This is a genomic window from Actinotignum sp. usb-actsch-rep-73 (genome assembly GCF_059082735.1).
In genome coordinates this window covers 1-25,385 of record NZ_JBHNPV010000020.1, presented here as the reverse complement: position 1 = coordinate 25,385, position 25,385 = coordinate 1, and the positions used below count along the sequence as shown (strand labels likewise).

At 58.7% G+C, this 25,385-nt stretch carries 18 protein-coding genes and 1 riboswitch; of the genes, 5 read left to right on the top strand and 13 right to left on the bottom strand.

The features are described 5' to 3' along the window. The first annotated feature begins 31 nt into the window (after positions 1-31). Together AC5RE1_RS01160 and AC5RE1_RS01155 are read left to right on the top strand one after the other, a co-directional pair. Positions 32-2,584 (top strand): heavy metal translocating P-type ATPase, encoded by a 2,553-nt coding sequence (locus AC5RE1_RS01160; protein ID WP_179370053.1) that lies wholly within the window; start codon positions 32-34, stop codon positions 2,582-2,584. A 58-nt stretch (positions 2,585-2,642) separates the two neighbouring features. Next, positions 2,643-3,476 carry a glycosyltransferase gene (locus AC5RE1_RS01155; RefSeq protein ID WP_493938219.1) on the top strand — a complete coding sequence of 278 codons (834 nt, stop codon included), beginning with the start codon at positions 2,643-2,645 and terminating at the stop codon, positions 3,474-3,476. A 93-nt stretch (positions 3,477-3,569) separates the two neighbouring features. On the opposite strand, the gene AC5RE1_RS01150 is transcribed toward AC5RE1_RS01155, so the two are convergent. The 4 genes from AC5RE1_RS01150 to serS form a co-directional block, all read right to left on the bottom strand. Then, positions 3,570-4,451 (bottom strand): DUF5926 family protein, encoded by an 882-nt coding sequence (locus AC5RE1_RS01150; RefSeq protein WP_179370054.1) that lies wholly within the window; start codon positions 4,449-4,451, stop codon positions 3,570-3,572. A 176-nt stretch (positions 4,452-4,627) separates the two neighbouring features. Continuing rightward, positions 4,628-6,220 carry a xylulokinase gene (locus AC5RE1_RS01145; protein WP_006680533.1) on the bottom strand — a complete coding sequence of 531 codons (1,593 nt, stop codon included), beginning with the start codon at positions 6,218-6,220 and terminating at the stop codon, positions 4,628-4,630. A gap of 76 nt (positions 6,221-6,296) precedes the next feature. Continuing rightward, positions 6,297-7,244 (bottom strand): HAD hydrolase family protein, encoded by a 948-nt coding sequence (locus AC5RE1_RS01140; protein ID WP_006680534.1) that lies wholly within the window; start codon positions 7,242-7,244, stop codon positions 6,297-6,299. A gap of 6 nt (positions 7,245-7,250) precedes the next feature. Continuing rightward, on the bottom strand, positions 7,251-8,525 hold the full coding sequence (gene serS, locus AC5RE1_RS01135; RefSeq protein ID WP_179370055.1) for a serine--tRNA ligase: 1,275 nt from the start codon (positions 8,523-8,525) through the stop codon (positions 7,251-7,253). Between the two features lie 186 nt (positions 8,526-8,711). Between serS and AC5RE1_RS01130 the strand changes: the two genes are divergently transcribed. Then, positions 8,712-10,052 (top strand): diacylglycerol/lipid kinase family protein, encoded by a 1,341-nt coding sequence (locus AC5RE1_RS01130; protein WP_493938218.1) that lies wholly within the window; start codon positions 8,712-8,714, stop codon positions 10,050-10,052. A gap of 17 nt (positions 10,053-10,069) precedes the next feature. Here AC5RE1_RS01130 and pheA read toward each other — a convergent pair whose 3' ends face one another. From pheA to AC5RE1_RS01115, 3 genes are read right to left on the bottom strand one after another with little or no spacing between them, the layout of a single operon-like run. Further along, positions 10,070-11,047: a prephenate dehydratase gene (gene pheA, locus AC5RE1_RS01125; RefSeq protein ID WP_179370057.1), complete on the bottom strand. Its 978-nt coding sequence runs from the start codon at positions 11,045-11,047 to the stop codon at positions 10,070-10,072. A 12-nt stretch (positions 11,048-11,059) separates the two neighbouring features. After that, positions 11,060-13,396 (bottom strand): DUF6541 family protein, encoded by a 2,337-nt coding sequence (locus tag AC5RE1_RS01120; protein ID WP_179370058.1) that lies wholly within the window; start codon positions 13,394-13,396, stop codon positions 11,060-11,062. A 3-nt stretch (positions 13,397-13,399) separates the two neighbouring features. Beyond that, complete coding sequence (locus tag AC5RE1_RS01115; RefSeq protein WP_050998781.1) at positions 13,400-14,083, bottom strand: DedA family protein; 684 nt, start codon at positions 14,081-14,083, stop codon at positions 13,400-13,402. A 163-nt stretch (positions 14,084-14,246) separates the two neighbouring features. Between AC5RE1_RS01115 and AC5RE1_RS01110 the strand changes: the two genes are divergently transcribed. Both AC5RE1_RS01110 and AC5RE1_RS01105 read left to right on the top strand, forming a co-directional pair. After that, the gene (locus AC5RE1_RS01110) at positions 14,247-16,940 is read left to right on the top strand and encodes a lysylphosphatidylglycerol synthase domain-containing protein (protein WP_179370059.1); all 2,694 of its coding nucleotides are present in this window, start codon (positions 14,247-14,249) and stop codon (positions 16,938-16,940) included. 67 nt (positions 16,941-17,007) lie between these two features. Continuing rightward, on the top strand, positions 17,008-18,093 hold the full coding sequence (locus tag AC5RE1_RS01105) for a Gfo/Idh/MocA family protein (protein ID WP_179370060.1): 1,086 nt from the start codon (positions 17,008-17,010) through the stop codon (positions 18,091-18,093). An 81-nt stretch (positions 18,094-18,174) separates the two neighbouring features. Here the strand turns inward: AC5RE1_RS01105 and AC5RE1_RS01100 are convergent, their stop codons facing one another. The 6 genes from AC5RE1_RS01100 to AC5RE1_RS01075 all read right to left on the bottom strand — a co-directional run bounded on the left by AC5RE1_RS01100 (position 18,175) and on the right by AC5RE1_RS01075 (position 25,335). Then, entirely contained in the window at positions 18,175-18,963 is a 789-nt protein-coding gene (locus tag AC5RE1_RS01100) for a class I SAM-dependent methyltransferase (RefSeq protein WP_101628067.1), read from the bottom strand. An 83-nt stretch (positions 18,964-19,046) separates the two neighbouring features. Continuing rightward, on the bottom strand, positions 19,047-19,658 hold the full coding sequence (locus AC5RE1_RS01095; RefSeq protein WP_101628068.1) for a nucleoside/nucleotide kinase family protein: 612 nt from the start codon (positions 19,656-19,658) through the stop codon (positions 19,047-19,049). 2 nt (positions 19,659-19,660) lie between these two features. Continuing rightward, positions 19,661-22,096: an ATP-binding cassette domain-containing protein gene (locus tag AC5RE1_RS01090; RefSeq protein WP_179370061.1), complete on the bottom strand. Its 2,436-nt coding sequence runs from the start codon at positions 22,094-22,096 to the stop codon at positions 19,661-19,663. A 95-nt stretch (positions 22,097-22,191) separates the two neighbouring features. Beyond that, complete coding sequence (locus AC5RE1_RS01085) at positions 22,192-22,797, bottom strand: ECF transporter S component (RefSeq protein ID WP_101628070.1); 606 nt, start codon at positions 22,795-22,797, stop codon at positions 22,192-22,194. Between the two features lie 32 nt (positions 22,798-22,829). Further along, positions 22,830-22,942, bottom strand: a riboswitch (TPP riboswitch). Positions 22,943-23,067: 125 nt separating this feature from the next. Beyond that, a complete protein-coding gene (locus tag AC5RE1_RS01080) occupies positions 23,068-24,516 on the bottom strand; it encodes an amino acid permease (protein WP_179370312.1) in 1,449 nt (482 codons plus the stop codon). A 345-nt stretch (positions 24,517-24,861) separates the two neighbouring features. Continuing rightward, the gene (locus AC5RE1_RS01075; RefSeq protein ID WP_006680547.1) at positions 24,862-25,335 is read right to left on the bottom strand and encodes an SRPBCC family protein; all 474 of its coding nucleotides are present in this window, start codon (positions 25,333-25,335) and stop codon (positions 24,862-24,864) included. Between the last annotated feature and the right edge of the window lie 50 nt (positions 25,336-25,385).

Genomic DNA, 25,385 nt, shown 5'->3' with positions numbered 1-25,385 from the left:
CGTCCCGGCAAGCGGACAAGGAAAGACAACCGTGTCCATATCCCCCACTCTTCACTCCGTCGCCCCCGTTTCCGACTCCTATAATTCCGAGGGCACAACCCACATCGGCGAAGGCATCAAAGTTCATGCGCAGGACCTCAAGCGCCGACTGATCATCTGCATCCCCTTCTGGCTAATCGCCATGCTTTTGTCGATGGTGCCCACCTGGCAGTTCGTCGGCTGGCAGTGGGGTGTCGCCATTGCATCGATCCCCGTCACCACCTGGGGTGCATGGACCTTCCACAAGGCCGCCTTTGCGGCTGGACGCCACGGATCAACAACGATGGACACCCTGGTGTCACTGGGCGTCACTGCGTCCTCCCTGTGGAGCTGGTGGGCTCTCCTCTTCGGTGGTGCAGGCGAACTCGGCATGCGCATGTCGATGACTCTCTTCCCACGCGCAGCCACGGCCACACATCACGCGGAAATCTATTTCGAGGGCGCCTGCACGATCACCGTCTTCCTTCTGACCGGACGGTGGATGGAAGCGCGCGCCCGATACCGCGCCGGCAACGCACTGCGAGCACTGCTTGAATTCGGCGCAAAGGAAGCGACGAAGATCGAAGTCGATCCCGCCACCGGCGAACGTCACGAAGTGGTTGTTCCGGCAGCATCTTTGCAGGTCGGCGACATGTTCATTGTTCGGCCCGGCGAGAAGGTGGCCACGGACGGCATCGTTGTTGAAGGCCAGTCCGCACTCGACACTTCCTTGCTGACCGGCGAATCTGTGCCCGAAGACATCAGCGTGGGCGACGAGGTCACCGGCGCGACAATCAACACGTGGGGCACCCTCACGGTCAAGGCAACCCGAGTCGGAGCCGACACTACTTTTGCTCGCATCGGCGCGATGGTGAGCCAAGCGCAGGCCAGTAAAGCCCCTGTTCAGCGACTTGCCGACCGTCTTTCCGGAGTCTTCGTTCCAATCGTCATCGGCATCGCACTGCTGACCTTGATCGGCTGGCTGATCGCTGGAGCATCTCTACAGACAGCCTTTACCGCCGGCGTCGCCGTGCTGGTTGTCGCCTGCCCATGCGCACTCGGCTTGGCGACTCCGACCGCCCTTCTGGTGGGATCCGGTCGCGCATCCCAGCTGGGTATCGTCATCAAATCCGCTGAAACGCTGGAGCAGACGCGAACGATCGACACGATCGTTCTGGATAAGACCGGCACCGTCACCACCGGCAAGATGTCGCTGGAAAGCATCGTTACTCTACCGGAGTCGAACAGCGACCGACTATCGGAAGACACAATCCTCGGCCTTGCTGCCGCGGTTGAGTCCGCGTCCGAGCACCCTATTGCTCGCGCCATTGTCGCCGGTGCGGGCGCGCGGGGAGTCGCGGCCTCGTCGATTCGCGGATTCTCGAACCACGCAGGACGTGGTGTATCTGCGCTGGTAGACACCCCTTCCGGTGGCGATTCGCTGGTGCTGGTTGGACGCGCGTCATGGCTGGATTCCCTGGGCGTCACCATTCCGTACGAGGTCGAGTCTGCAGTTGCCACCGCCGAAGCAAGTGGCGCGACCGCAATCATGATCGCCCAGACGGGCCAGTGGAGTGATTCCAACGAGGCCGGCCACGCTCACTCAGCCACCGCAGTAGAATCGGTGGCCGACTCTTCCACCTCCGAGTCGGCAGAAACTTCGCTTGACGTCCCCGGCTTGACCGCGCCCGCTCCTCTGGCCACGATCACGATGAACGTCCAGGGCATGACGTGCGCGTCGTGTGTGCGCAGGGTCGAAAGGAAGCTCGGCACACTCGACGGTGTCAGTGCCTCGGTGAACCTTGCGACCGAGTCCGCGACGATCACGCTGACCGAACCGCACACGGATGAAGAACTCGAAACCATCGTCAACAACGCGGGATACCAAGGAACCGTGCTTTGGCGAACCGACGTATCTGCGTCAGAGACGTCGATGTCAGCGAACACCGAAGAGAAAACGCCCTCCGCTCAGAGGATCCTGCCGGAGCGTATTGAAGGCTACGCGTACGGTGTTCTGGTTGTTCGTGACACCGTGAAGGACACGTCTAAGACCGCAATCGAGCAGTTCAAGGGATTGGGTATTGAGCCGATCCTACTGACCGGAGACAACGAGGCAGCCGCTCAACATGTTGCTCAGCAAGTTGGTATTTCGCGCGTTATTTCGCAGGTTATGCCGGAAAAGAAGTTCGACATCATCAAGGGATTGCAGGATGAGGGACGCGTTGTCGCCATGGTTGGCGACGGCATAAACGACGCTGCGGCACTTGCTCAGGCGGGCACCCATGGCCTGGGGATCGCTATGGGATCAGGGACCGATGTTGCGATCGAGGTCGCCGACGTTACGTTGGTCAATTCCGACTTGACCAGCGCAGCCACTGCCATCCGCATTTCGCGCCGTACCCTGCGCATCATTAAGGGCAATCTGTTCTGGGCATGTGCCTACAACGTTGCAATGATTCCGCTGGCAATCGCCGGCCTGCTGAACCCCATGCTTGCGTCGGCTGCAATGGCGTTCTCATCCGTGTTCGTTGTGTTGAATTCGTTGCGTTTGCGTTCAGCACACTAGCGGGTCACCACGTGAACAACTGTCCTAACAGACTTTGCCAGTGTTTTACACTGTAAGGGTGAATCCTCCCAGTCTGCCAGCACGGTCAAACGTCGCCCCTCAACGAGTGGCAGCCATCATCCCAGCCCACAATGTTGGCCACGATGTTGCCGGTACTGTGCACGCATGCCGAGCCATCCCCGGCGTCGATCTGCTGATCGTCGTCGACGATGGGTCCGATGACAACACGGGAGCTGCCGCCCGCGCCGCCGGTGCAGTCGTCGTCCGCCATTCTGTGGAACGAGGCCGCGCATCCGCCATCGAGACTGGCGTCAAAGTGGCCGCGATGCGCGATCGGGCGGATTGGCCTGCGCGCCTTCTTCTTGTTCTGAACGCTGACTTGGGAGATTCGGCGGTTGAGGCTACTGCGCTTGTTGAGTCCGTGATGAACGGTGAAGCCGACTGCGCGTGTTCTATTCCCGTAGGAATGAGCCTCACGTCGAAATTGGGACGGGCCGCGCGGTTGGCGCGTCGCGTTATTCGACGCGCAACCGGCTGGGAACCCGCTTACCCGCTTGCGTCCGTGCGTTGCGTGACACGCGAGGGAATCACGGCAGCTATGCCCTTTATGAACGGGTACGGCTTGGAAATTGCGATGACGATTGATGTGCTCAACGCGGGCTTGTCGATCATTGAGATTCCCTGCAGTTTCGAACGCACAGGTGCCGATAAATCATTCGGCGATTTGAACCCGCGTACGCGCTTCACCGATACGACGATCGCTTCAATTCGCACGGTATTCGGTCGCGTAAAAGCGCGCCACCATCACCCGCACCCGTATGCGAATGCTCGCCAGGGTGTTGGAATCCCCTACCCATGCGTTGCACGTGATCGGGAACTCACTGACGCCTAGCCGTTCAAGGATTTCAACCGTAAAACTTGGGTGCCCTGCTTGGGAGGATCCCAAGCAGGGCACCATACGCTTGTCAGCGACTCACACCATCAATCAGCGGATCGTCACCTGACGCGAGACCATGCCCTGGCGAGCACGACGCTCATCAGCGGTCAGTGGCTCCTTCACGGCAAGAGCCTTTTCAAGCTCAGTTGCCAGGGTTGCTGCGTCTTCGGCGATGTCATCAGCGGTCGCACCCTCGGCAAGTTCGAAGACCGGGATTGCGATGCCACATGCACGGAACGCCCCTACGAAGCGCGAGCCCTCGCCCATGCGAGCCTTGCCAGCCGCCTGCAGGCGAGCCAAGCCGGTAAACAGCGCGGACTCTTCCACGTCGGTCACGTAGCGCACGAAGTTACGGTTCATCTCGCACCAGAACATACCGGTAACACCAGGAACTGCGACGGTTGGGATGACCTCGTCGCGGTTTTCTTCAAGCGCACGAGTGGTCTGCTCGTCCATTTCCTCTTCCGGGTTCAGCCAGAAGTGGAAGTTTTCTTCGAGGCTCATTTCGCCGAAGCCTTCCGGATCCAGGATGTCCTGGAGACGATCGGAAGGTTCGCGCACATCAATGTCAATAACGCCCTCGACGCCGTCAGCCTTGGCTGCAATCGCTGCGAGAATTGCAGCGCCAGCGTCGTGCGACAGATCGGCCGAGTTGAAACGAGTCTGAGCTGCAACCAGAATTCGACCATCGCCACGCACCATCGCGGGATGACCGTCCGGGAGCAGAGTGACGAAATCGAATTCGACCGCGCCATGCTCAGCGTTAGTGCGTGCGCTCATGATGGCGCACGGGAGAATCTCGCGCATGGCGACCAGTTCAACCTCACCCTTGAGACCCTCGTAAGGGCGGGCAACGAACGGAATCGGAGCGCGGAATGCCGGACGAGCGGCAGGATTTGTTACCTTCTTGCGGCGGCTTGCTTTACCCATAGTCCAAATCGTAGCGGTAGCACGCCCGCCAGCGTTATTCCGCGTCCGGTTCGGCGCTAGTCCAATCGGGCACAATCAAGCGCGGTGCGACAATGCAGATGATCCCGGCCTCGTCATTATTATTCACGAGGCCGGGGCCGCAAGCGACACTGGCACCTGGAAGTGCCCGGAAAAACTCAGCTATTATCCGCGGCAGCCTGAACAGCCGGAAGAGCTATCTTGAAGCGTTCCAGGAACTTCTCGTACGCCTGAGCATCATCGGGATCCGCGTCGATGACGGTAGCCTGGACGTTCGCAAACACCTTGGAATCAAGATATTCGGGAAGAGTCTCACCTTCACCGCGCGACTTCATGAACTGAGCGAGCACCGCGATACCCCACGCGCCACCCTCGCCAGCGGTTTCACCAACGGACGCCGCAATCCCCAGCGAATCCGCGAGGATCTTCTGCGCCACACCCGGCGTCTTGAACAGACCACCGTGAGCGAAAACCTTGTCCAGCCCGACCCCTTCATCGGCAAGAATGTCGAGTCCAATACGGACGGCCGCAAAGACGCTCATCAGCTGAACGCGGAACACATTCGCCAAGGTGAACGTGGCATCCGGGGTGTGAGTGAACAGCGGGCGACCGCCTTCCAAGCCCATGATCGGCTCTGCGGACAGCGTGTTGTACGCCAGCAGTCCCGCACCATCAGCATCACCCTTCAGCGCGTTGAAATACAGAAGGTCATACACGTCAGAAACCTTCATATCCATGCCCGCAAGCTTCGCAAACTCGACGAACATGCCAACCCACTCATCCAACTCGGACGAACCGTTGTTCGAGTGAACCATCGCCACGGGCGAACCGTCGGGAGTCGTCACCATATCGACCTCAGTGTGCAGGCGTTTCAACGCCTTCTCCAGCACGATCATGAGGAACACGGAGGTGCCACATGAAATGTTACCCGTACGCTGAGCCACCGAATTCGTCGCCACCATGCCCGTACCGGCGTCACCTTCAGGCGGACACATCGCAATACCCGGGCGGAGTGTGCCCGTCGGGTCAAGCAACAGCGCGCCTTCCTCGGTCAGGACACCCGCATCTTCGCCAGCACTCAAAACCGTCGGAAGCAGGTCGGATAACCGCCACGGCAGATGACGCGGAGCAACCAACTCGTCGTAGGCAGCAACCATCGACGCATCAAAATCACCGGCAACCGAATCAATCGGGAACATACCCGACGCGTCACCAATACCCAGAACATGACGACCAGTCAGTTGCTCATGCACCCAACCAGACAGAGTATTGATCGACGCAATCTGAGGAACGTGCATCTCTTCATCAATGACCGCCTGATGAAGATGAGCAATCGACCAGCGAAGCGGAATGTTGAAGTGGAATGCATCGATCAGCTCGGCCGCGGCGCGACCCGTGTTCGTGTTACGCCACGTCCTAAACGGAGCAAGCTGCTTGCCATCGGCATCAAACGCAAGGTAGCCATGCATCATCGCCGAAATACCCAGCGAACCGTAGGTCGTAGGAACAACACCGTAGCGTTCCTTCACCTGCGCAACCAGCGTCGCATAGGCATCACACAAGCCTTCTTTGACGGCGGAAAGACTGTATGACCAGAGGCCGTCGACAATCTGGTTCTCCCACGAATGACCACCCGTCGCCAGAACCTCGTGGTCGGGGCCAATAAGAACGGCCTTAATTCGAGTTGAGCCGAGCTCGATGCCCAGCGCGGTCTGGCCGTTTTCAATCAGCTCTTGAACTGCAGCGCTCATGCGTTTATTCCTCCACTTGTCATCGTTGACGTGTCGAAATTGTTTCACGCGTTATCGACGTCACGCTATCACTGACTCAAATGTCCGTAAGGGTTTGCCCACAATGACGAAGAAGTGCACAAATGATGGCCGCAGCACCATCGTTTTCGACGGCTCCCGTGACAAAATCACCGGATTTTTTCACATTATCATCGGCGCCACCCATGACAACGCCGAAGTTTGCCCACTCAATCATGGGAACATCATTCGTGCCATCACCGATCGCGACAGTGCCTTCAAAGGGAACACCCAAGTCGGCGCTCAGAGTTTCAAGCCCGCTGGCTTTCGTTACTCCCAGGGGAAGAACGTCAGCCCAACTGGTCCAACCGATCGAGCATTCCCAGTTCCCAATAACTCCCGCATTGGTCAAAGCAGTTTCAAACTCTTCACGGTTCATCGCTGGTTCACGAATGACAACCTTGATCGCGTCAGCTACCTTGAGGTCTTCGATCGGTTTCAGGGCGAATTCTTCGATCAGTTCCCCGGGTGGAAAAACGCCGGAGATGAGGAACATTCCAGGAATTTCCACACCGATCAGAGCATTCGGCATCCCCTGACCAACCTGGTCAACCAAGATCGACGGATCAAAAGTGGAAATGCCAGCAGACAACACGCCAGAAGCATACGCGTCAGAAAAGTGAACGCGGATAGCACCGTTCGAGCAGAGCGCCCACGCACGAGGATCCCCCAGTTGCTCAAGCACCGGCTGCGTCGCTTCCAACGAACGCCCCGTCGCAATAACGACGTTCATCCCCGCATCTTCAGCAGCGCCGATTGCTGCGCGCACACGCGCCGACGCCCCCGTCGGTAAGAGCACCGTTCCATCAAGGTCAAGACCGATCAGGATCTTCTTCGGATCCGTCGGCATCGATTCAGGCAACGCCTGAAATGCCGATTCGACCAGTGATTCAAACTGGATCGGCGCCTCACCCGATGGAGGCGGGGACACAAGGTTAACGATGGGTGCGTTGGAAGTTTCAGCCATGCGATGTCACTTGACAGGCTCGAGCACTTCCAGACCACCTAGGTACGGACGCATTGCTTCGGGAACGTAGACCGAGCCGTCTGCCTGCTGGTGATTTTCGAGGATCGAAACCAGCCAGCGAGTGGTGGCAAGAGTGCCATTCAGCGTTGCCACTGCGGCCATGCCATCTTCGCGGCGCTCACGAATGCCCAGGCGACGTGCCTGGAAAGTGGTGCAGTTCGAGGTCGACGTGACCTCCATATAGCGTTCCTGGGTCGGCAACCATGCTTCGCAGTCGAACTTGCGTGCAGCCGAGGTGCCGAGGTCGCCGGCAGCCGTGTCAATGACGCGGTAGGGAAGCTCAACCTTGCGGAGCATCTCTTCTTCCCATGCCAGGAAGCGCTGGTGCTCTTCTTCAGCCTGCTCGGGGCGGCAGTAGGAGAACATTTCAGCCTTGTTGAACTGATGGACGCGGATGATGCCACGCGTGTCCTTGCCTGCAGAACCGGCTTCGCGACGGTAGCAGGTGGACCACCCTAGATAACGCTTCGGACCGTCGGACAGATCGAGGATCTCGTCGGCGTGATAGCCCGCGAGCGCCACTTCGGACGTACCGGTCAGGTACAGGTCGTCGGCGGGCAGGTAGTAGATCTCGTCCGAGTGCTCGTTGAGGAAGCCGGTACCGCCCATGACTGCGGGGGTCACGAGGGTCGGGGTCATCATCGGGACAAAACCAGCCTTGACGGCTTGGTCGAGTGCCATTGTCATCATGGCGAGTTCAAGGCGAGCGCCGATGCCCTTGAGGTAGTAGAAGCGTGCGCCGGAGACTTTTGCGCCACGCTTGGTGTCGATCGCGTCGAGGCCTTCACCAATGGCCAGGTGGTCTGCGGGTTCGAAGCCTTCGGCTGCGAAGTCACGTGGCTTGGGGCCTTCGTGGCGCAGGACGACAAAGTCTTCTTCACCACCAACCGGAACACCATCGAGGACGAGGTTCGGCAACAGGCGTGCAAGACGGTCAGCGTCTGCGTCTGCTTCGTTCGCCTTGGCTTCGAGAGCCTTCACCTGTTCGGCAAGTTCCTTCGCCCGAGCGAGAATCGCAGGGCGCTCTTCCTTGGATGCCTTACCGACCGACTTGGAAACTTCCTTCTGGGTAGATCGAAGGGACTCGAAATCCTGCAGGCTGGTGCGACGCAGTGCATCAGCTTCAAGGATGCGGTCGACGAGTTCAACATCGCCACCGCGTGCGCGCTGGGAGGCACGGGCGGGCTCAGGGTTTTCACGAAGTGCGCGAACATCAATCATGCTTCCAATCTTAGGGCAGGGTTCGGCCTGGCGTTATTCACGACCAGCGCTTGTGTGGATAACGCAAGTGAACAGGCTCCGGATGTGGACAGGCGTTTCCACAGCGATGGATTGCGGATTTGATTTATCCACCAATTTTGTTTTCTGGCGGGACGCGAAAAGCGTTCGATGGATAGTCTTGGATGCATGATGATCTGGATTGTGGTGGGCATTCTTACGCTTGCGTTCGTTCTCTTTGGTGGCCTGTGGCTCTGGCGTTGGTATCAGACGCGTCAAGCACGCTTGCAACTGCGCAAAGATGCGATGCTCACCCCCAGTTCCGCTTTCGATCCCGAGCGCGGTCGCCCACGTCCGTGGGTGATCGTGAATCCGGTCAAGCATGATGATGTGGATGCTTTCAAAGCCGAAGTCAATCAGGCTGCGCATCAGATGGGCATTGACCACGTGCATTGGCGTGAAACAACCGCGGAAGACCCCGGCACCGGTCAAGCAATTGACGCTTTGGCGCAGGGCGCATCCGTCATCATTGCTTCCGGTGGTGACGGCACGGTGCGCGCTGTGGCCGCGGGCGTTGCTGGGTCGGGTGTACGTATGGGCATTATTCCCGCCGGCACCGGCAACATTCTGGCCCGTAACCTAGGAATTCCGATCGACGATTCAGCTCAAGCAATGCGCATTGCTCTGGGAGAAAACCACCGGGCGCTTGACTGCGGGTGGTTGCGCGTCGACAACGTCGACACGCCTTCCGAGATTCCCGCGGAGGGAATGCTGGTGCGGGCGGCTCTGACGAAGAACAGAGTTGACACTGATACTCCGCCATCACTCGATCAGGCGGACTCCTCACTGGCGCACCGCGCTCAGAATCTGCCCGGAACGGACGAGTATTCGTTTGTCGTCATCGCCGGTCTTGGCTTCGACGGCGAAACGATGGCTGCGACCGATTCAGAACTGAAGAAGAAGGTTGGATGGGTTGCCTATGTGGTAGCAGCCCTCGGAGCAATCGCGAAGGAAGGAACAAAACTTCGCTTGATGCTCCGCAACCCGAAACCGATCGCTGATCCTGTCGGGGACGCTCCCGGAGATGATGAGCACTCTCGCGTCGTCGACGAATCCGCAACGATCAGCGGGGTCAGCGTCCCTGATCAGCCCGAATCAGTTCTCACGTGGGTTCATTCGCGCACTGTCATGTTTGCGAACTGCGGGGAACTTCCATTCATCACCTTGGCACCGGGTGCTCGCGTCGATGACGGGCTGATTGATGTCATTGCCGTCAACACGGAAGCTGGCGTACTGGGCTGGGCGGACCTGTCCTTGAAGATCATGGGACAGGGACTGGGTGTGAAGACCATGAATCTTCCGGTTTCCGCCGGCAAGATTCAGTTCAGGCAGGCAAAGGGCGCATCCGTCGCCGCTCAATCACCCCAGGTGATTCAGGTTGATGGTGACGCGATCGGAACTGCGCGAACCGTTCACGTCCGGCTTGATCCACAGGCTCTAGATATTGCAGTTCCCGGCCTCGAAAACTGAAACCGGGAAATAAGCAGTCAGCCGTTCAACGGCCACGACGGCACAACCGGGTAATCCGGAACGTCAACGCCATTTCCACCCTGAAGAATTGACGCAACCCAGGCGCGACCCGCGTGGAAATCCTCATCGCTGGTTCCACGCAGAACATGTGCTTCCACTCCGTCAACGCGCGGGTATGACCCCATAAAACGAACCTCGGGCGAATAGCGATGCAGACCAACAAGAGCGGCTTGAACACGTTCTTCGGAAATGTGTCCAACAATGTCGATGCTGAACGTGTAATCACCCAAACCGTCACCGCTTGGGCGAGACTCAATACGCGAAAGGTCGACACCGCGGACAGCGAACTGCTCCAACAGGGTCAGCAATGCACCGGACTCGTTCACCGGAAGAGCAACCTGGATCGTCGTCTTATCCGCACCCGTTGGCGCGGGGATCTGACCCGGCTTCGACACCAGGACGAAACGCGTCACAGCACCTGGATTATCAGCGACGTCCTTGTAAATCGCTTCAAGACCATAGGTCTGAACCGAAACCTCGTTGCAGAGAGCCGCATCAAACGGGGCGTCACCACCGGAAAGGATTTCTGCCCCGGCTGCCGTGGAAGTGGCAGGCACGTGAACAGCGCCCGGGAAAGTGGCTTCAACCCATCCACGACACTGAGCCCACGCGTGCGGGTGCGTACCAATGCGACGAACATCTTCGGGCTGGGTTCCCGGACGAACAGCCAGCTGGAACACCACTTGGACAACCATTTCAGCAACGATCACCAGTGGCTCACCTCGGGAGAGTGAATCAAGAGTCGCGTTCACGCCACCCTCAATTGAATTCTCGATCGGCACAACCGCGCGGTCGGCTTTGCCCTGGCGAACAGCGGCCAGAGCCTGCGGTGCACTGGTCATCGGCATCAGTGTCGCGTCGACTGGCGCGACTTGGCGCACGGCCTGCTCGGTGAACGTTCCGAACGGTCCAAGGAATGCGATTCGCAATGACATTGATGTCCTTCGTTATTTGTTTTCCGCAGACGCAGAGTCGGCGTTCTCAGATACGGCGCCACATGCCGTGATCCTGTAGAGCTTCGCGGTTCCGCCTTGATCCACTAATTCAAAGCCATACGAGGTATCAACGTTGTACAGGCCCGGGAATCGAGACGAACGCAGGAAGTTGTAATACTTTCCGTCTTCATCGGCGTAGTAGTGCGTGATCCCCATCTGATTGACGACCTCGCACACTTCGGGATTGTCGTGGATCTCGTTGAAGTGTTTCACCAGAACCTGTTGCCAGCGTTCCTCGTTATTGGTGGTCGACAGCTGAGGGAAAACCGCGTCATGCTGTCCAAGAACTTCCGTGTACGCCGCGCCCGCAATCGGATCACCCAGGACAAGCGAATCTCCGGGAATCAGCAGTTGCATTCGACGAATCATTGCGAGCTCAGCGGTGTCAGCCATGCCCGGCTTCCCCAGGTTTTCTGGGTCGTAGACGTAGTCGGTGGCGCGAAGGCGCGCATCCAAAGCACCTCCGCCGGTGAGTAGCAGAAGCAGGACGCCGATAACAACGTCGATCAACCAGCGTGGGAACAGTGCGGGCAGGTGTTCTTCACCCATGTTGGCGCCCACCAGTTCGTCGGTTTCGCTGGCTCCGAAGAATTCTGATTCTTCAGCTTCACCGGCTTGCACCCCCTCTTGAGCTCCGCCGGGTTGCGCCACTTCTTCGGTTCTCAAGACATGCGCTATCTCTTCGGTTCCGCCGTCATCTTCGTGGGTGAGCTGCGCGGTCGCACCCTGTGAAACGCGGGCTACCCACTCAAAAACGAGGAAGGAAATCCGCTCGAAACCGATCGCCATCAATGGCACCATTGTCAGCCCATGCCCTCCCATGATCCGTCGCGGATCCAAGTACCAGGGGGCCAAAAGGAATGTGCGGAATTCCCCGATCGGCGCGTACGCCAAGAAAGTCAGGAAGCAGAACAGCAGGTAAGAGACGATCGGCCAAATCGCACCGGGCTCCCAATCGGAGGTATCGGCATGTTGAGCAGGCCCGGCCTCGTCGATGCGGAAAACGCTGAAGGCGTCAACGCTCACCGCAATGCCGACCAGCAGTAGGACAACTTGGACGGCGATCAGCATTGTCATCGCGGTCGTTTGCGAGAACGGTGGCGCGGGCGTGAACGTGTGGCTAAACGCGTACTCCCACGAAATTCCAGCACGTGGATAGTTGCCCATCGCGCGAATTTTGCCCGTCGTCAAAAGCAAGAAGGGGGTGACGAGGCTCGCCACGCAGACAAGTCCCCCGACGAAAGCAAGGGATCGAGAGCCTCGACGGTAGGCGCGAATCGCGCCCCCACCGACACCCGAAAGGAACGCAGCGATCAGCATGACGTAGATCGTGAACGCAGAACTCGGGTGAGCAACCGACGCACCAAACATTCCTGCCAGTAGCAGGATCGTCAACGGGATCTGATGAGCAAGCGCGCCCACACCCACCCGACGCGCATCCAACAAGCGCCGACCGACGATCACCGCGAGCGCAACAACGCCTGGGATCAGAGCAAGACCGGTCGCCAGTGGCCACTGGTTGTACATCGTCAGATTGTCCGCAGGCATATCCAACAGAGCGCCTGCCAGAACAGGGGCTGCAAGAATCGCTCCACGTTTACGCGTAATGACGCTGGTCATCGCGGTCGCACCAATAATCCAGATCAGCATCAGAACCAGCGATGTCACATTCGCGGTCAGAACAACTGTCTTCGGGGTTGCGAACAGGGCGGTGAAAGCGTGCCACGTGGTCGGATAGAAAACGTCTCGACCACCGTAGAGGTCAGAAAGACCGCCGAAGGGTGAAGCGTTCCCGGTTCGCACAATCGTCCATACGCCATTCAAATGGAATGTTGAATCCCACTGCTGGACAGGATTTCTCGGGCTTGCGTGCAACAGCATCGGAAGGGCTGCCACGAACGTACCGACGGTGATCATTATCCACATTGAGGCTCGTAGTCGAGCCTGCTCAGCGCCCAGAGGCTGGCGTGGTCCAATGTGTGACAGCAAGCTTCCCGGCTGTAGGCGCCCTCCACCAGCACGGCGAGCGCTAGCAAACAGCCAGTTCACGCATCCCACAACGAAAGCGATCCCGAGCAGGGGAAATACTTTTTCACGAGACCACGTGACATCGCTACGATCAAAAACAACGGACAGGATGGTCAGGAAGCCAAGCGTGATCGCAGGAGCAATGCCAACCGCAATAACGGAAGAGCGCACCCAGGAGCGCACCCAGAAGACTCCCGGCAGAATCAGCGCCATCACCATCTCCACCAAGATCGGTCCGGCGGCCCACCACTGTCCACACACGTTTTACTCCTGCGGAAGCGTGTCTGCGTCTACAGCGTCTACAGCGGGTTCGGCCTGGTCCTTGTGCGAACGGTGAAGGATGAACTCAACGATCATCGGGATCAGAGACACGAACACGATCGCCAAAATAATTATCGACAGGTGATCGTGAACGAAGTCGACGCCACCCAAGACCGAACCCAGGTAGGTGATGCCTGCGCCCCAGAGCAACGAGCCGAGCGAGTTAAACGCCAAGAACTTCGGGTAGGGGTAGCGTGCAATGCCCGCAGCAAGCGGAATGAAAGTACGCACGAAGGGGATGAATCGACCAATCACCAGCGCGCGACCGCCGTAGTTCAGGAAGTAGCTCTCCGCTTTGTGCAGATGCTCGGTTTTCAAGAAGCGCGCATCGTCAGAGAACAGGCGACGGCCATAGCGCGCACCCAGCCAATAGCCGATCTGCGCACCGATGAATGCGGCGATGAAGGTCAGGATGACCAGAGTTGGCAGGTGCAAACCCAGACGGTCGTGCAGAAGACCCGCTGTGAACAGCAAGGAATCGCCAGGAAGAACCGGGAACAAGACGCCCGACTCGATCAGCACGATCGCAAGTGTGCCCCACAAAACCCACGGGCCCATTGCTAGAAGCAAGCCCTCCGGATCATGGAACCAACCGATGAACGTGCTCAGCCAGTTTGAATCGGCCATCGGCGAAAGCGCCGGCAGAAGGTCGGTGGCGAGGGTCGAAATGATCACTCAGTCTCCTTGATACTCGTGCGAGCTTTTCTCGCGCGTTGGCGGGACATAGCGCTCGGCATATTCCCGCGCTTCACACCCTACCCGTCACGCGCTCGCAGTTAGGATTGAGAGCATGGAGTACACAGAGGATGACGTCACACCCGCAGGTTCCGGTGACGTTTCCTCTCAGACTGATTCTGCCCTCGCAGATCACGAGACCACTGAAGACCCGCAGAATTATGCGGAATCTGAAGCGCTGGCTGACACCGCGGATACCGAAACTGACGTGGCGGACGACGGCGTGGATGATGAAGCGAAACCCCACACACCTGGCCGTCTGCCCGTCCCCGTTCACTATGCGGATAGGCAGACTCCGCGCAGGCGACGTCGCGAGGACTTGTTTCAAGCACTTTTCTGTGTTTTCGGAATCGCTGCCACGTGGGCAATCGGCGTTTTTGCGAACGCGACTACGCAGGGTGTGACAGAGGATGTTCTTCGTTTTCGTTTCATCCGTGAAATTCTGCTTCTTCCGATCACGTTGGTCGAGGGCAGCGTTGTCCTGATCGCTCCGATTGCGATTGTGGTTGCGCTGGCCTTGCGTCGGCGTATTTCCGCGATCGCTCATTCTGTGGGCACGGCGATCGTCGCGGTACTGGTGGGGTGGGCGCTCCTCTGGGCGACTTCACTGCTACCTGATGACATCACGGCTCCTCTTCGCGTGGCGAAGGCTGTCGCGCTGCTGGGCAATACGACGTCAACGGCGCTGGGGATCAACCTGATCGTGATCACGCTCTGCGCAATGTTCACTGTCGCGGGCGAGATGCAGAATATGCGAACCGTCCGTTGGGCGTGGATCGGCCTGTGGGTGATTGTTTTCCTTGGCGTGATGCGTTCGTCGATGACTCTGCCAAGCGCGTTCATTTCCGTGTTCATCGGGCGGATCGTTGGTTCAATTGCGCGGTGGTTTTTCGGCTTCGAGGACCGTCGTGCCTCGGGTACGGATATCGTTTCCGCTCTTTTGGACTTGGGTCTGGTGCCAGTTCGCGTGGTGCGTACCGATTTGGATACATCAAGCGAACCACTTTCGGCTTGGTCGATTATCGAAGATTCACGAGGCCGGCTCCACATTCAAAGTCGTGACGTGCAGACTGTCGAATACACGGTGAATCGTCGGCCTGACGTTGACGAAAATCGTCATTATCAGGTGTGGACGGTTGATGATCAGCTGTATGAAGTGGTGGCGTTGGATCCCGGTCGCGAGATTGTCGGAACGCTTGTTGACGTGTGGAACAACGTGCGCTTGCGCGGAATTTCGCGATGGATTTCCCCGTCTCTGAAGGCAACAACGGAACGCGCTACGCTGACTTCCCTTACAGCCCGTAAAGCTGGTGTTCACACCCCCGACGTTGCTGGAATCGCTCAGGCTGGCGAGTCGTTTATTTCCGTATCGCAGGCGCTTCCACCGACGGCTCCGCTCACGTCATTCGAGGCTGACCAGATCAGTGACGCGATGCTCGATGAGGCGTGGACGCAGCTTCGTGCCGCCCATCGAAGCGGTATTAGCCACCGGGATCTTTCCCAGGATGCCGTGCTCTTAGACGATAGGGGGGAACTGTGGATTGTCGATTGGCAAAAGGGCGAGGTCGCAACCACTGAGCTCAACCGCCGTATCGACATTGCCCAGATGCTTGTCTTGCTCTCGCTTGCCGCCGGCAGTGAACGAGCTTTGGAATCGGCCCGCAGAACGGTGGCGCCCGAAATTTTGACCTCGTGCGCAGCCGTGTTACAGGAACCGGTGTTGCCGACGAGCGTCCGACAAAACGTGCGCCGAACTGACCTGACGGAAAATCTGCGCGCGCAGTTGATGGGCGTTGAATCTGACGATGAAGTGGAGCTGACGGATCTTCAGCGTTTCCGCCCGCGCACCGTAATCATGGTGGCGGTTCTTTTCACGGCGCTCGTCGTTGTTTTGGGCTCGATGAACTTCGAAGACATTACGACAGCGGTGACGCAGGCGAACCCGTGGTGGATGGTGCTCTCGTTTGGACTCGCATGCTTGACATGGGTTGGTGGCGCAATTCCACTGATGGCACTCAGCCCCGTGAAACTGCGCTTCTGGGAGGCTCTCACCGCCCAGATCGGCGCATCGATCGCGACGATCGTTGCCCCCGCCGGCGTCGGTCCCGCGGTCGTCAACCTGCGACTATTGAAAAAGAAGAAGGTTGGCACGGTTGTCGCTGCCACCACGGTCACCTTGCAACAGTTGATCCAGTTGGCGTTCATCCTGTTGTTCTTGCTGATCGCGATGGTACTCAACGGCAGTTCTTTCTCCGTCCAGTTGCCGTATGGCACGATCCTTGCGGTCGTTGTCGTTGTCATTGCAGTGATTGCAGCTCTCTTGTCGATTCCGCAGTTCAGAAAGTGGGTGTGGTCGAAGATCGAGCCGACATGGACTCAGGTGCACCCCCGTCTGATCTGGATTGTTGGACAGCCTCAACGTCTGCTTGCCATTCTTGGCGGAAATGTTCTGATGAACGTCGGTTTCATCGGAGCTTTCTGGGCGGCCCTTGCCGCGATGGGTGGCTCCATGAACCTCCTGTCACTGGCTTTGACCTACTTGGCTTCGAACTCTCTGGGTTCTGTCATCCCCTCGCCCGGCGGTATTGGTCCTGTCGAAGCTACCCTCACCGCCGGTCTTCAGGTTGCCGGCGTTCCCCTATCAATCGGCCTGCCCACCGCGGTCCTCTACCGTCTGGTAACGTTCTACGGTCGTATCCCCTTCGGTTGGCTGGCGATGAAGTACATGGAGCGCAAGGACCTGCTCTGATTCTCAGTGCGTGAGTACTCTTGTTCGACCACGCGACGATTTTCGTTCGCTATGAAACAATAAGGGTATGACAACGCAGTCGAATCCTCATACAGCCCTTGCCCCTCTACCCGCTCCCCTGGCCGAACTGGCCGCAGGCGTGGAACTCCTTGATCCGATGGAAGCGCCCGCAATTCGCTGGGGCATCCTCGGTGCTGGCGGAATTGCAGCAGTTTTTGCTCATGACGTCGCCGCCTACTCGTCCGGTGTGATGGCAGGTATCGCAGCTCGCGATCCGAAGCGCGCCCAAGAGTTCGCCGCAACCTACAACGTCGAAAAGGCCTACGACTCCTACGAGGACCTCGTTGCAGCCGATGATATTGACGCCGTCTACGTCGCCGCCATCCACCCGCAGCACGAGAAACTGGCGACCCTCGCCCTCAACGCCGGCAAGCCGGTCTTGGTGGAAAAGTGTTTCACCATGGATGCCGTTTCCGCGAAGCGCGTCCTGGATCTGGCGAAGGAAAAGGACCTGTTCTGCATGGAAGCCATGTGGACGCGTCACCTGCCACACCAGAAGGTACTCAGCCAGATTGTCGCCAATGGTGGTCTCGGTGCAGTTTCGACCGTTCACGCTGATCACGGCCAAAAGCTGGATCACATTCGTCGCACGTGGGATCCCGAGCTCGGTGGTGGCGCTCTGATGGATCTTGGCGTCTACTCAATGTCTTTCGTCCACCAGATTCTTCCGGACGTGAAGCTTGTGGGAGCAACCGCAAACCTCACCGATCTGGGGGTCGACGTCCAGTCCGCCGCCCTATTGAAGACCGACACCGCGGTGGCAATGGCGGCCTCGAACTTCAACGGCCGATCCGCGACCTACGGCGAAGTTGTTTTCGAACGCGGCGCTATTGAGATGGAAGAGCAGTTCTACCGTCCCTCGACTCTGCGCCTGCGCACTTTCGGTGAAGGCAAGCCCGAAAATGGTGAGACCGTTGAATGGTCGGGCATCGTCCCCGGCGGCTTCCAGTACCAGGCGGCCGAGGTCGCTCGTTGCTTGACCGCCGGCAAGAAAGAATCCGACACGATGCCCAGGTCAGCGACCCTGCGCGTGATGGAACTTCTGGACGAGATGCGCGCTCAGACGAACATCGTTTACCCATGGGAGAAGTGAGCGTCAGCTTTCCTGACTTCACACGTTTGAGTGGCCTCGTTTTCCTCTTTGGGAAAGCGGGGCCGCTTCTTTCAGTGTGTTTCAGCGCTTATGGGCCGTCCACATGAGCGTCATATACGGAATGGTCACCGGTTTTCCAGGCTCGTAGGCGAGGTGTTCGTAGAGGTACCAGCGCAGATTGTCCTGCATCCGCGCCCTTCCGGTTTCGTTTTGACGCAGGTAGGACGATCGCGTGGTGCCCAAGCGAAGAATGTCCTCAGGGGTGATGCACTCTTCGAAGTTCACGAGGCCGAGCACCGGCTCAGTGAATTGGCTGGAAAAGCTCGGTGGCTTGTCGGGTCGGTGCACGTCACCGGACCTCATAATTCTGGTCAGGCGATGAACCCAGGGGATGGAAACATCCATTTGGTTCCACACCACTCCAATCCCACCGCGATCCTTCAAGATTCGGCTTGCTTCGTGACTCGCGAGCTCTTCGTCGACCCAGTGCCACGATTGCGCATAGACAACGAGGTCGACACTGCCGGTCGGCAAACCGGTATCTTCTGCGGTTCCATCGTGAATCGCGATGAGGTGACGCCAGCACGGTGAGCGCTCTTCGAGTGCTTCACTCATCTGCTGGCGCATTGCTTCTGATGGTTCAACAGCCTCCACGCATATGCCACGCTCGGCAATAAGCGCGCTCATTTTTCCTGTTCCAGCACCAATATCAGCAATGCGGGGGCACTGCTCGCCAGCGAGATCACTCTTGCCAGCGGAATGATCTGCCAAGCCTCGCCTCGTCATTTCGACAAGCTGGTCAACGACCGAAACTGGGTATGCCGGACGCACCGAGGCATACTCGGGGGAGGCAATGTCGAAAGGATTCATCAGCGAGAAGTCTAGTCACTGCGAACGCTCAAGCGAGGATGGGACAGACGAATGCGTTGGGTAACGAATAGGCTCACGCAACGTCAGGTCAGAACGATCGCGTCAGCGAGCTCTTGTGGATGATCGACCAGAAGGCGAGCATCATCTTGCTCGGCCCAGGTGCGCCAATGTGGCCGATATGTGTCTCCATCGCGGGCAATCGCGCGGTCGTAGCGGACGGGTTCGCCACCCTCAGCTTCAATCCAGATAATGTAGTCCGCGAGCGCACAACTACGCTCAGTCAGCACCCCGCACCCTTCGACGATCGTGGGAACACCGGGAAGAACCTGCTTTGGGTCACGTTCAGTGGATGCTTCCCAATCCCAGGGGCGATAGATGGCGATGCGACCCGCACGAAGGTCAGCCATCACCGTTTCAGTGATGGATTGTGCACCGGCGAGGCCCTGCCAACCGCGATACCACTCGTCGGGGCCAATGATTCGCCACTTGTCTCCGCCAGCCATGCCATTCAGGGCATCACGAAGAGCGAGCGCAAACGTGGATTTGCCTGCGCCCGACAGCCCGTCAACCAGAATGATCGGGGTTTCGCTGGCTGAGGCGTGCGCGTGGGTCAGCGTCGCTTCGACAAGGTCGGCGGGTAACGGCTGACCCAGAGCGGATGAAAACCGACGTTGTTCAGCCTGTTTGTTCGTCATCATCAGCGCCCAATTAAGGCAAAGTAACCGAAATAGACGGCAGCACTCAACGCGATGATCGGCACCAGAATCGAGACGATCAGCATGATGATGTCTCGAACGCCCATGGAGGACTGGCGCGCCCACGTGCGAGGTCCGGTTGCGCCGAAGCCTCGTGCTTCCATCGTCAGAGACAGTTTCGCGCTACGGCGCAAAGCGAACACGAGCAGTGAGAACGAACCGCGTGCCAGTGACACGACCTTGTGAGCGTCCCCGATTCCTCGGATCCGACGCGCCTGCTCCAAGCCCTTCCAGTCAGCGGTCATCAGCCCGGTCATGCGGGCCGCCGCTAAGGTTGCCAGCACGGGACGGGCGGGAACGTGCAGGATCTGCGCCAGACCATCCGCCATGTCGGTCGGATCAATCCGTGACAGCAACACGATTGCCGGCATGCCGATTGCCAGGACGCGCAGAAAGATTCCGGCTGCCATCCACACCGAGCGCTCCGAGATGATTGCGGGACCGAATGACCAGAAGATTTCGCCCGCGGGGTTCGCGTACAGCAACATCGACAGAGCAGCCAAAGGCGCTGCGAGGAACAGTGGGATCATGCGGAACGCAATCGTCCGAGCGCGAATATGCGTCACCGGCAGAAGCAAAAGTTCCAGTACCAGCGCGATGCCGGCGGATACGACGTCGATCGACAGGATTAACGGCGTCGTCATCAGAATCAGGGACAGCACCTGCGTCACCGGGTTCACCAATTCGATAAAACGCTTGGGGCGCGTCGGCTCCGTGGCGGAATGCTCGGCCTTCTCTTCCAAGGTGGCGTCTGATGAAGCATGGTCGGCCTCGTCCGTTGGGATCGAGGGCGCAAGCGACGAATTCGCACCCGCTGGCGCAACGCCGACGCTACCGAGGTCAATGACGTTCTGCCCCATCGCTTCGACGAAGGCGGGGTCGTGCGTAATCGAGACGAGCGTCGTACCGAGAGCCTGCGCACGGCGAAGCAATCTGACCAACTCAAGCCACGTTGTGCGATCCTGACCGAACGTCGGTTCATCGAGAATCAGCAGTTCGGGTGCGCTGATCAGCGCGCTCGCAACAGAAAGTCGGCGCTTTTCGCCACCCGACAGGGTCATCGGGTTCGCGTCAGCAAGTGCGGCTAGGCCCAGTGCGGCCAGGTGCTCATCAACGAGGCCGACCAATTCGTCTCCATCGATTCCCTCTTGACGAGGGCCGATCTCAAGCTCACCGCGCACAGTTGTAGAGACGAACTGATACTCGGGTTCCTGGAAGACCATAGAGATTCGGCCTAGGAGGTCTTTCGAACGCCACTCGTGCGGGTCAGCGGATTCGCTGGGAAGACCATCCTTCGGAGCGGCTCTGATTGTGCCTTCAATCTGCGGTAACAGGCCGGCGAGCGTCAGAGCGAGAGTCGTCTTACCCGCACCGTTCGCACCAACGAGGCACGTCGATTGGCCTCGCGGAATATCGAGGCTGATACCGGTGCGGACAGGATGCTCCGGTGAGTAGCCGATCGTCAGGTCACGAACTGACAGGATGGGAGTGGAGTCTGTCTGCCCTCCGTTATCGAGAGCCTGATTCTCTCCTTCGCTAGCTCCGAGCGCGGCAACAACATCGTCGACGGGAAGCCAGATGCCACGCTGTTTCAGCGTCTCACCCTGCTCGGCAAGCACCTGCTCAATCGGACCATCAGCTGCAACGGCGCCATCGAGGATCACGATCACACGATCAACGAGCGATGCCCACACATCCACGCGATGCTCAATAACGACCATCGTTGCGCCACTCACAGCAAGGACACGCTCAACCGCGTCGCGAACCCCCGCAACGCCTTCCGGATCAAGGTTTGCGGTCGGCTCATCAAGAAGCAGAAGACCGGGCTGCATCGCCAAAATCGACGCGAGTGCGAGGCGCTGTTTCTGACCGCCCGACAGCATCGACGTATTGCGATCACGGCTGACATTCAGGCCAACCGCTTCCAAAGCGGCATCAACGCGCGGCCAAATCTCTTCGCGCACAACCCCGAGGTTCTCCATGCCGAACGCCACGTCATCACCGACACGCGCAAGCACAACCTGAGCCTCAGGATCTTGCATCATCAAGCCGATGCGACCGCGAAGATTCTCCGGCTTTTCGCCCTCGACCAATAGGGAGCCTCGCGCTTCACCCTCATCTTCCCCACCGAGCAGGCCAGCCAAACCTGCCATCAACGTCGACTTACCTGAGCCACTTGGGCCTAAAACCAGAACGCGCTCACCCGGGTTAATCTGCAGATTCACCCCATCGAGCGTCCACTTCAGACGACCGCCATGACGCCAACCCCAGTCTTCGATCACTACCGACGCGGGGGTACGAGGTGCCTTGGCATCCTCCCCACGTAACGAGTCAGAGTGAGAAGCAGGAATACCGGGATCAGGCAGATTAGTGCTCATAGTGCAACGCCCCAGAAAGAGTAGAGACCGATAAAGCCTGGACCCGCTGGCGGTGGCTTGTGCCTTCGCCAGCGGGTCCAGGCCTCGTCAATTCATCAGACGCGAGTCCGAACCTCGCGACCGGCCGCGAAACGATCCAGCGCGCCAGTCTGCGCAAGACCGCGAACCAGCAGCCATGCCAGCAGGCCCGCAATCGCACCCGAAATGATCAGTGTGATGAAGTACGTGATGTTGAAGCCGAAGGACTTCGCCATGTTGCCGAACGCCAGGAACTCAAGGATCCACGCGCCCACACCGGCACCGGCACCCGAAAGGGCGGCAACCGTCAGGCTGAAGCGACGGTAAACGAAGAGAGCGAAGATGATATCGGCGCCCAGACCCTGAGCAAGACCCGAGTACAGCGTCGAAATACCCCACTGTGAACCCAGCGCAGCGGAAACCGAAGCAGCAATGACTTCAACCAGGATTGCAGCACCCGGCTTGCGGACGATCAATCCACCAATCGGGCCACCGATCAGCCAAATACCGGTAATCAGACCACCGAAACCGGGGGTCACTGCATCCAGAACGTCGTAGCCCAAGCCACCAACCTGGTTCCAGATCAGGAACAGCAAACCACATGCAACACCAAGAATCGCGGTGGTCACCATGTCAACGACGCGCCAATTCAGGCGGGGTGCGGATGCAACGTTGTCACTCATGCTGAAGAACTCCTCTCGTGTACAGCATGGTGCTCACGAGTAGGAAGCCTCCCTACGCCGGCATTATCCGGTTCAGGTTCGACGGTCGAAGGCACTTTGCCTTCCTCTCAACCCAGCACGCGTGCGGGTTCCCGTGGCACTGAAGTAAAGCCTAATCAGCGGATACACAGATTGCGAATTCAGGCGGTCGATATTTCAGAAAATGAAAGGACGTGCGATACGGAGATGCCGGATGTGTCGACAACAGGGGCGAGAAGTCGCGCCTGTGCGTCAAACATCGGCGACCGCGTGATCGAGGGTGCCTTCCTCTGCGCGTTTCAACATGCGATGGCGATTGATCAGCGCAACACCGACGATAAAGACAATCCACACGAGGGACGTGAACAAGCCCTGACGCGTGTCCTCAAACAGGATGAGGACGGCGACCATCGCCAGCATGAAGATGAAGACGATCCACGCGGATGCTGCGCCCCACGGAGCCTTGAAGACGGAGGCTTCGTGGCGCTCAGGGTAGCGACGCAGGTAAATCAGGTACGAGACGATGATGACGACCCACACGCCCATGAACAGGGTTGCCGACATGGATGTGACCAGCGTGAACGCCGCGGAGATCGACCCGCCGGACGCCATGACGATAATGCCGGACAGCAGGCAGACACACGACAGGAACAGGGCGTTCTTCGGGACGTGACGGCGAGACAGGCGGGCAAAGATCTTGGGGGCGTCTCCGCGCGACGCCAGGCCGAACAGCATACGCGACGTTGAGTAGATGCCGGAGTTCGCCGACGATGCAGCAGAGGTCAGAACGACAATGTTCACGATCGTCGCGGCCGCCGCTAGGCCGGTCATGGAGAACATGGTGACGAACGGTGAACGCTCGGGGTCAACCTGGTCCCACGGGGTCACCATCATGATCGCGGCGAGAGCCGCGACGTAGAACAGCATGATGCGCACGGGGATGGAGTTAATCGCCTTGGGCAGAGTCTTTTCCGGGTCGGCGGTTTCCGCGGTCGTCGTGCCGACCAGTTCGATGCCGACGAATGCGAAGAGAGCAATCTGGAAGCCACCCAAGAATCCGATGAAGCCCTTCGGGAAAACACCGCCGTGCGACCAGAGGTTTGATACCGCAGCGGTCGTGCCAGCTTCGGAGGTGGTGTGCATGGCGACCATGATGAAACCAACGACGACCAGCGCAAGAATCGCAACGATCTTGACCAGCGCGAACCAGAATTCTGTTTCACCAAACGCCTTCACGGTCATCGCGTTCAGGGAGAACAGCAGGACTGTCGTAATGACAATCGGGATCCACGCGGGCGTTTGTGGCCACCAGAATCTGACGTATCCGGTGATGGCGATCACGTCGGCGACGCCGGTGACGACCCAGCACATCCAGTACGTCCAGCCGGTGACGAACCCGGCCCAGGGACCGATGAGGTCGCGGGCGATGTCAGCGAACGTGTGATAGCGCGAGTCCGACAGAAGTAACTCACCCATCGCGCGCATGAACATGAACAGGATCGCGCCGATAATGATGTAGACCAGCAGGATCGAAGGGCCTGCTGTGGCGATCGTCTTGCCGGAGCCCATGAACAGGCCGGTGCCAATTGCGCCACCGATTGCGATGAGCTGGACGTGGCGGTTTTGCAGATTGCGTTGCAGGTGACCACTTTCGCCGGTGTCGGCTCCTGCGCTAGGCGCAGGTGTTCCGGTCGCGCTCATGCCGTGACTACTCATCAGACTCCTTCCGCGTCGACGATATCGCCGAACGTGTGTGTCGGCGGTGATGACGCCGACACTACGGGTAAGCCGAGCACTGCTGCTGTGCAAGGTCCGTCATTCGCTAACAGTGCCCCAATAACTGTTTACGATACTTCACCTTCGCGTTACCTTTTCATGCGCGACACATGGCAAACGAGTCACCTCGCATTCACTCAACCGTGCCCCACCGGCGCAGACGTGTCGATTTACACGATCTTGCACCTTCGCGTTTTCTCTTCCTCAATCACGAGGCCGCCCACACCACAAAGCACCAGGGCTTGCAGCGTGGGCGGTCTGAAGAAAGGTTCAGGCTTCGAGGTGAGCTTTGATCGCATCAAGCGCTTCAGCCCACATCCCCGCTTCGTCATCCCACATTTGGCGGGCCTCGTCTTCATCGTCGCTGACTGACGAGAGGCCGGACTCTTCGATGTGAACGTTCACCGAGTCGCCCTCTTCAGAGAGGGAGATTTCGACGCGAGTCGCGTATTCGTCGGGGAGCTCATCGGACGCGATCGGATACCAGCGGAAGGCGACGACATCCATCGGATCCTCGTCTGCTTTTTCAACCAGCCACTCGCCCGCTTCAGGGTCAGTCACGTGGTAGATGCCCTCATCATCAAGGGCGACCTCGTGGTCGTCGACCGGACCGTCATTAACCCACCAGCCGGGTTCGCTGACAACTGCCCACACGTTTTCAACAGAGGTGGCAATTCCACAGTCAACTTCGACGCGGTCGAAGTCCTCTTCCGGGGTGTTCTCATCATCATCGAAGAAATTCATACCTCAACGGTAACCGGAATCTTCCCACGTCACTAGATGAACGCGAATAT

Bases quoted from the DNA above. Each gene is read 5' to 3' on its own strand.
- AC5RE1_RS01100 (WP_101628067.1), bottom strand. From the start codon at position 18,963: ATGAATCCTTTCGACATTGCCTCCCCCGAGTATGCCTCGGTGCGTCCG.
- AC5RE1_RS01095 (WP_101628068.1), bottom strand. From the start codon at position 19,658: ATGACGAACAAACAGGCTGAACAACGTCGGTTTTCATCCGCTCTGGGT.
- AC5RE1_RS01110 (WP_179370059.1), top strand. From the start codon at position 14,247: ATGGAGTACACAGAGGATGACGTCACACCCGCAGGTTCCGGTGACGTT.
- AC5RE1_RS01090 (WP_179370061.1), bottom strand. From the start codon at position 22,096: ATGAGCACTAATCTGCCTGATCCCGGTATTCCTGCTTCTCACTCTGAC.
- AC5RE1_RS01105 (WP_179370060.1), top strand. From the start codon at position 17,008: ATGACAACGCAGTCGAATCCTCATACAGCCCTTGCCCCTCTACCCGCT.
- AC5RE1_RS01145 (WP_006680533.1), bottom strand. From the start codon at position 6,220: ATGAGCGCTGCAGTTCAAGAGCTGATTGAAAACGGCCAGACCGCGCTG.
- AC5RE1_RS01080 (WP_179370312.1), bottom strand. From the start codon at position 24,516: ATGAGCGCGACCGGAACACCTGCGCCTAGCGCAGGAGCCGACACCGGC.
- AC5RE1_RS01140 (WP_006680534.1), bottom strand. From the start codon at position 7,244: ATGGCTGAAACTTCCAACGCACCCATCGTTAACCTTGTGTCCCCGCCT.
- AC5RE1_RS01130 (WP_493938218.1), top strand. From the start codon at position 8,712: ATGATGATCTGGATTGTGGTGGGCATTCTTACGCTTGCGTTCGTTCTC.
- AC5RE1_RS01085 (WP_101628070.1), bottom strand. From the start codon at position 22,797: ATGAGTGACAACGTTGCATCCGCACCCCGCCTGAATTGGCGCGTCGTT.
- AC5RE1_RS01115 (WP_050998781.1), bottom strand. From the start codon at position 14,083: ATGGCCGATTCAAACTGGCTGAGCACGTTCATCGGTTGGTTCCATGAT.
- AC5RE1_RS01075 (WP_006680547.1), bottom strand. From the start codon at position 25,335: ATGAATTTCTTCGATGATGATGAGAACACCCCGGAAGAGGACTTCGAC.
- serS (WP_179370055.1), bottom strand. From the start codon at position 8,525: ATGATTGATGTTCGCGCACTTCGTGAAAACCCTGAGCCCGCCCGTGCC.
- AC5RE1_RS01150 (WP_179370054.1), bottom strand. From the start codon at position 4,451: ATGGGTAAAGCAAGCCGCCGCAAGAAGGTAACAAATCCTGCCGCTCGT.
- pheA (WP_179370057.1), bottom strand. From the start codon at position 11,047: ATGTCATTGCGAATCGCATTCCTTGGACCGTTCGGAACGTTCACCGAG.